7 protein-coding genes are annotated in these 5,755 nt (G+C 65.5%); 2 read left to right on the top strand and 5 right to left on the bottom strand.

Annotation, left to right across the window (positions count from 1 at the left end):
- A partial coding sequence (lysS, locus tag AC1DN0_RS39940) for a lysine--tRNA ligase (RefSeq protein ID WP_477146547.1) occupies positions 1-1,225 on the top strand: 1,225 nt, incomplete at its 5' end.
- A 267-nt stretch (positions 1,226-1,492) separates the two neighbouring features.
- Positions 1,493-2,251, top strand: coding sequence for a glycine zipper 2TM domain-containing protein (locus AC1DN0_RS39935; protein WP_441630010.1), 759 nt, complete (start codon positions 1,493-1,495; stop codon positions 2,249-2,251).
- 71 nt (positions 2,252-2,322) lie between these two features.
- Here the strand turns inward: AC1DN0_RS39935 and iscX are convergent, their stop codons facing one another.
- The 5 genes from iscX to AC1DN0_RS39910 form a co-directional block, all read right to left on the bottom strand.
- Positions 2,323-2,517, bottom strand: coding sequence for a Fe-S cluster assembly protein IscX (gene iscX, locus AC1DN0_RS39930; RefSeq protein ID WP_428177879.1), 195 nt, complete (start codon positions 2,515-2,517; stop codon positions 2,323-2,325).
- Positions 2,518-2,567: 50 nt separating this feature from the next.
- Positions 2,568-2,906: an ISC system 2Fe-2S type ferredoxin gene (fdx, locus tag AC1DN0_RS39925; protein ID WP_441630008.1), complete on the bottom strand. Its 339-nt coding sequence runs from the start codon at positions 2,904-2,906 to the stop codon at positions 2,568-2,570.
- A gap of 42 nt (positions 2,907-2,948) precedes the next feature.
- Positions 2,949-4,814: a Fe-S protein assembly chaperone HscA gene (gene hscA / locus AC1DN0_RS39920; protein WP_441630006.1), complete on the bottom strand. Its 1,866-nt coding sequence runs from the start codon at positions 4,812-4,814 to the stop codon at positions 2,949-2,951.
- Positions 4,815-4,927: 113 nt separating this feature from the next.
- Positions 4,928-5,446 carry a Fe-S protein assembly co-chaperone HscB gene (gene hscB, locus AC1DN0_RS39915; protein WP_276288600.1) on the bottom strand — a complete coding sequence of 173 codons (519 nt, stop codon included), beginning with the start codon at positions 5,444-5,446 and terminating at the stop codon, positions 4,928-4,930.
- Between the two features lie 121 nt (positions 5,447-5,567).
- Positions 5,568-5,755 (bottom strand): DUF3565 domain-containing protein (locus tag AC1DN0_RS39910; protein WP_477146546.1); only part of this gene is annotated, 188 nt, incomplete at its 5' end.

The following is a 5,755-nucleotide window of genomic DNA, read 5'->3' as shown; positions in this document are numbered from 1 at the left end:
CGACAAGGTCGGCGAAGACGTCTACGCGGCCTTCAAGCACTGGGACCTGGGCGACATCATCAGCGCGCGCGGCGWGCTGTTCCGCACCAACAAGGGYGAGCTGTCGGTRCAGGTGCRSGAACTRCGCCTGCTGTCCAAGGCCCTGCGCCCGCTGCCGGACAAGTTCCACGGCCTGGCCGATCAGGAAACCAGGTACCGCCAGCGCTATGTCGACCTGATCGTGTCGCCGGAAACGCGCGCCACCTTCCGCGCCCGCACCAACGCGATCARCTCGCTGCGCCGTCACATGGCCGACGCTGGCTTCATGGAAGTGGAAACGCCCATGCTGCACCCGATCCCGGGCGGCGCCACGGCCAAGCCGTTCATCACCCACCACAATGCGCTGGACATGCAGATGTTCATGCGCATCGCGCCCGAGCTGTACCTGAAGCGCCTGGTGGTAGGCGGCTTCGAACGCGTGTTCGAGATCAACCGCAACTTCCGCAACGAAGGGGTGAGCCCGCGCCACAACCCCGAGTTCACGATGATGGAGTTCTACGCGGCCTACACGGATTACCGCTGGCTGATGGACTTCACCGAGAACCTGATCCGCCAGGCCGCCATCGACGCGCGCGGCAGCGCCGTGCTGAACTACCAGGGCCGCGAGCTGGATCTGTCCAAGCCCTTCCATCGCCTCACCATCACCCAGGCGATCCAGAAATACGCACCGCAGTACACCGACGCGCAACTGGCCGATACCGAATTCCTGCGCACGGAGCTGAAGAAGTTCGGCATCAACACCAGCGCGCCGCAATTCCTCAACGCCGGCCTGGGCACGCTGCAACTGGTGCTGTTCGAGGAAACCGCCGAGAGCCAGCTGTGGGAGCCGACCTTCATCGTCGACTACCCGGTGGAAGTCTCGCCGCTGGCGCGCGCCTCGGACACCCAGCCGGGCATCACCGAGCGCTTCGAGCTGTTCATCACCGGCCGCGAAATCGCCAACGGCTTCTCCGAGCTGAACGATGCCGAGGACCAGGCCGAGCGTTTCCGCAAGCAAGTGGACCAGAAGGATGCGGGCGACGAGGAAGCGATGTACTTCGACGCCGACTACATCCGCGCGCTCGAATATGGCATGCCCCCGACGGGCGGCTGCGGTATCGGCATCGACCGCCTGGTGATGCTGCTGACGGATAGCCCGAATATCCGCGACGTGATCCTGTTCCCGCATCTGCGCCGCGAGGACTGAAGCACGGTGGCGGCCAAGGCTGGCCGCCAGCAACGAAATAGCCCCATCCAAGCGATGGGGCTTTTTCATTTTCGCGCCGGCTTGTTACAAACAGCCAACCCCGAGGCCGCCGGAATTATAAGGCAAGCCACTGATTTAAAACGGGTTTTCTGTCTACATAAACTTACAAAATCAAACGGAAAACGGCGCCCCGTTCGGCCACACTGGTCGTATCGAAACGTTGGCCGGCAGCACCCCTGACTGGCGGCGCTTCGCGAGGAAAACAACATGCCGAACCCGACCTTGCAGCCATCGAACGAATCCGCCCTGCCCTCTTCGCTGCCGGCGCAGCGCCGCCTGCATCCGCTGGTGGGCGCCGCCGCGGTGGCAATCGTGATCGCCAGCCTGACCGCCGTCGCCGCGATGACCGGCGTGCTGCCCGTTAGCAAGGCGACGCAGGATGCGTCGCAATCGCTGGCCGCGCCGATCGCCGCCAACAATACGCAGGCCGTCCAGCAAATGGCGCCAGGCAGTACCACCCGCCCGCCCGAAGCATCGGCCCCCGCGTTGACGCAGGCACCGACCGCCCCGCCCGCCCAGGCGCCCGCGGCACGGAGGAGCACCCAGCGCAACGGCAACGCGGAAGCAGGATATGGCCCCGAGCCGAGCCGCGCTGACAACGGCGCCCCCGCCCAACGCCAGCCAGCGCAAGGCAGCGCGTACACCGGCCATATCGTGGCCATCACGCCGATCGAGACCGCCAAGCCGGCCAGTGGCCTGGGCGCCGTCGGCGGCGCGGTGGTCGGCGGGCTGCTGGGCAACCAGATTGGCAAGGGCAACGGCCGCATCCTGGGTACGGTGGCCGGCGCGGTAGGCGGCGGCTTTGCCGGCAACCAGATCGAAAAGACCGTGCGCAAAGACACTTCCTACCAGGTGCGCGTGCAGATGGACAATGGCAGCTACCGCACCTTCACCTATCATGCCGATCCTGGCGTGCAGGTAGGCCAGCGCGTGCGCTTGCAGGATGGTGTCCTGGTAACGGCCTGACCGGCCGGACTCCCGGAACAAAATTGTCAAAAAAAGGGCCGGATCACCGGCCCTTTTACTTTGACATTCCCTTACTCCGCCTCTTCGATCCAGGCAGCCTGGATCGCTTCCAGTATCTTTTCACCCGAACGCTCGGGCACGTCGGCGAAGCCGTCGAGTTCCAGGACCCAGCGGTGCAGGTCGGTGAATCGAATCGTGGCAGGGTCCACGTCCGGGTACTTGTCGTACAGGGCGGCGGCGATGTCGTAGGTATCGGTCCACTTCATGGGGATTCTCTCTTTCAGATCGGCAGCGGGACGAGCTGGCGCACAGGCGCTCAGTGTCCTTCCTTGGCGTAATTGATGGTGTACTTGGGAATCTGCACGGTAAGGTCCTCGTCGGCAACGATAGCCTGGCACGAGAGCCGCGAGTTCGGCTCAAGCCCCCACGCCTTGTCCAGCAGGTCCTCTTCCTTCTCTTCCGGCTCGTTGAGCGAATTGAAGCCTTCGCGCACCACCACATGGCAGGTGGTGCAGGCGCACGACTTCTCGCAGGCATGCTCGATCTCGATGCCATGGCTGAGCAAGGCATCGCAGACGCTGGTTCCGGTCTTGACTTCGAACACGGCGCCCTCGGGACAGAGTTCGACGTGGGGCAATACGATGATCTGTGGCATGAAATGTCCTGGATTTAGATACGGTGCGAGAGTCCTCGGGGATCAGCCCAGGTCCTCCACCTTGCGGCCAGCCAGCGCGCTCTTGATCGAGCGGTCCATCCGGCGGGCGGCGAATTCGTCGGTGCCATGGGACAGCGCTTCCACCGCTGCCTTGATGGCGTGGTGATCCTCGCCCTTGGCGATGTCGCCCGCTGCCGCGATCAGCCGCTCCACGCCGGCACGTTCTTCGTCCGAGAGCAGGTCGCCGTCGAGCTCCAGCGCGCGGTGCGTGGCTTCGATCAGGCGCGCTGCGTCCACGCGCTCTTCAGCCAGCGCGCGGCTCTTCATATCGTGCTCGGCTTCGCGGAAGCTGTCCTGCAGCATGCGGGCGATCTCGTCGTCGGCGAGCCCGTAGGACGGCTTGACGGTGATGGTCGCTTCCACGCCCGACTGCGTCTCGCGCGCGAACACCGACAACAGCCCATCGGCGTCGACCTGGTAAGTCACGCGGATACGTGCCGCGCCGGCCACCATTGGCGGAATGCCGCGCAACTCGAAGCGCGCCAGCGAACGGCAGTCGCTTGCCAGTTCGCGCTCGCCCTGCAGCACATGGATGGCGATCGCGGTCTGGCCATCCTTGAACGTGGTGAACTCCTGCGCGCGCGCCACCGGGATGGTGCTGTTGCGCGGAATGATCTTCTCGACCAGTCCGCCCATGGTTTCCACGCCCAGCGACAGCGGGATCACGTCGAGCAGCAGCCAGTCCTCGCCCGGCGCACCGTTGCCGGCCAGCAGGTTGGCCTGCATCGCCGCGCCCAGCGCCACGACCCGGTCGGGATCGAGGTTCGTCAGCGGACGCTGGCCGAAGAAATCGCCCACCGCCTTGCGCACCGAGGGCATGCGGGTCGCACCGCCGACCAGCACCACGCCCTTGACTTCGTCGGCCGCCACGCCCGCATCGCGCAGGGCCTTGCGCACCGGCGCCAGGGTCTTCTGCACCAGCGGCGCGGTCATCTCTACGAAGGCCGTTGCCGACAGCGTCAGGTGCACGATCTCGCCGCTGTCCAGCACTGCGTCGATCACCGTGGAATCGGCCTCCGACAGCGCTTCCTTGGCGGCGCGCGCGCGCACCATCAACAAGCGCATATCCTCGGCCGAGAGCGGTTGCAGGGCAGCTTGCTCGACAATCCAGCACATCAGGCGCTGATCGAAATCGTCCCCGCCAAGGGCGGAGTCGCCGCCTGTGGCCAGCACCTCGAACACACCCTTGCTGAGCTTGAGAATGGAAATATCGAAGGTGCCGCCACCGAGGTCGTACACCGCGTAGATGCCTTCGGACGCGTTATCCAGCCCGTAGGCGATCGCCGCCGCCGTCGGCTCGTTTAGCAGGCGCAGCACTTCCAGACCCGCGAGTTGGGCGGCATCCTTGGTGGCCTGGCGCTGCGCGTCGTCGAAATAGGCGGGCACGGTAATCACCGCGCCGACCAGTTCGTCTCCCAGCGAGTCTTCGGCGCGCTGGCGCAGCGTGGCCAGGATCTCCGCCGAAATCTCAACCGGGCTCTTCACGCCGGCCACGGTCTTGATCTGCACCATGCCAGGCGCGTCAACGAAATCGTAGGGGCTATGTTCGATATGCGCGACGTCGCGCAGACCGCGCCCCATGAAGCGCTTGACCGAGACGATGGTGTTCTTGGGGTCGTGCACCGCCTCTTCCTGCGCGCGGTAGCCGATCTGCGTGCCCTTGTTGGGCAGGTAGCGCACCACCGAAGGCAGCAGCGCGCGGCCGCTTTCATCGGTCAGGACTTCGGGAATGCTGTTGCGAACCGCCGCCACCAGCGAATTGGTCGTGCCGAGGTCGATGCCGACCGCTAGCCGCTTCTGGTGGGGTGCCGGCGACATGCCGGGTTCGGAGATCTGGAGCAGTGCCATGATGAATCGTCTTTATTCGTGCGGTGGCAAGGCGGCCTGTCACACAGGCCGGTCTTGCGCCGGGGCGCCATTGTGGCATGGCGGCGGCGAACGTGCCCGGAGGCGCTGAATCCCTAGCCTTCCAGGCGGTCGATCGCCTCGCTGGTGTCGTGTTCGATCTTCTCGATGAACATCAATTGCCTGGCCGCGCCGCCGGCTGCCGCGTTATCGCCGGCATCCAGCAGTGCGCCCAGCGCCGCGTGGCGCTCGCGCTTCTCGCTGCGCAACTCGCGCAGCAGCGCGTCGAGCCGGGCGACGTCCTTTTCCTCGACCGCTTCCTGCAGCGCCTCGCGCCATTCCATTTGCTGCATCAGGAAAGCCGGCGCCATGGCCGTATTGTTCTCGGCCTGGATATCCACACCGCGCAGCGTCAGCAGGTAGATCGCGCGCTTGAGCGGCTGGCGCAGCGTGCGGTACGCCTCGTTGGCATGCGCGGCCCACTGCATGGCCACGCGGCGCTCGGCGTCGCCGGCATTGGCGAAGCGGTCCGGGTGCGCCTGCGACTGCACGGTCAGGTAGGCGGCGTCCAGCGCTGCCTCGTCGACTGCGTACCCCACCGGCAAGCCAAACAGGGCGAAATAATCGTCTTTCAACACCTTCCCCAACAAAAAGAGCGGCTGCGCCGCCCCTTTGAACTTCCTTCAGCGTAAAAGCGGTGCGCCGGCCGCGCCGGCGATGCCGCAATAAGTTGCGCAAGCACCGGTCGGCAACGCGCTACGCGCTTCGCGCCGCCCAATCTGCCGGCGGCTCCGCCCGATCGCACTTCAGGCAGTTCACCACCTCGCCGATCCGTGCCGCCCGGCCCTGCGCCGTCAGCGTCCACGGACGCATCTGCCAGGGCGGGTCATGGCGCATATGCTGGCCATGACCGCAATCCAGCTCTGCCACCCAATGGCTTTCGT

The organism is Cupriavidus sp. 05N39 (genome assembly GCF_056397325.1).
This window is presented reverse-complemented; position numbering and strand designations above follow the sequence as displayed.

Coding starts and splice junctions, on each gene's coding strand:
- AC1DN0_RS39935 (WP_441630010.1), top strand. CDS start 1,493: ATGCCGAACCCGACCTTGCAGCCATCGAACGAATCCGCCCTGCCCTCT.
- iscX (WP_428177879.1), bottom strand. CDS start 2,517: ATGAAGTGGACCGATACCTACGACATCGCCGCCGCCCTGTACGACAAG.
- fdx (WP_441630008.1), bottom strand. CDS start 2,906: ATGCCACAGATCATCGTATTGCCCCACGTCGAACTCTGTCCCGAGGGC.
- hscA (WP_441630006.1), bottom strand. CDS start 4,814: ATGGCACTGCTCCAGATCTCCGAACCCGGCATGTCGCCGGCACCCCAC.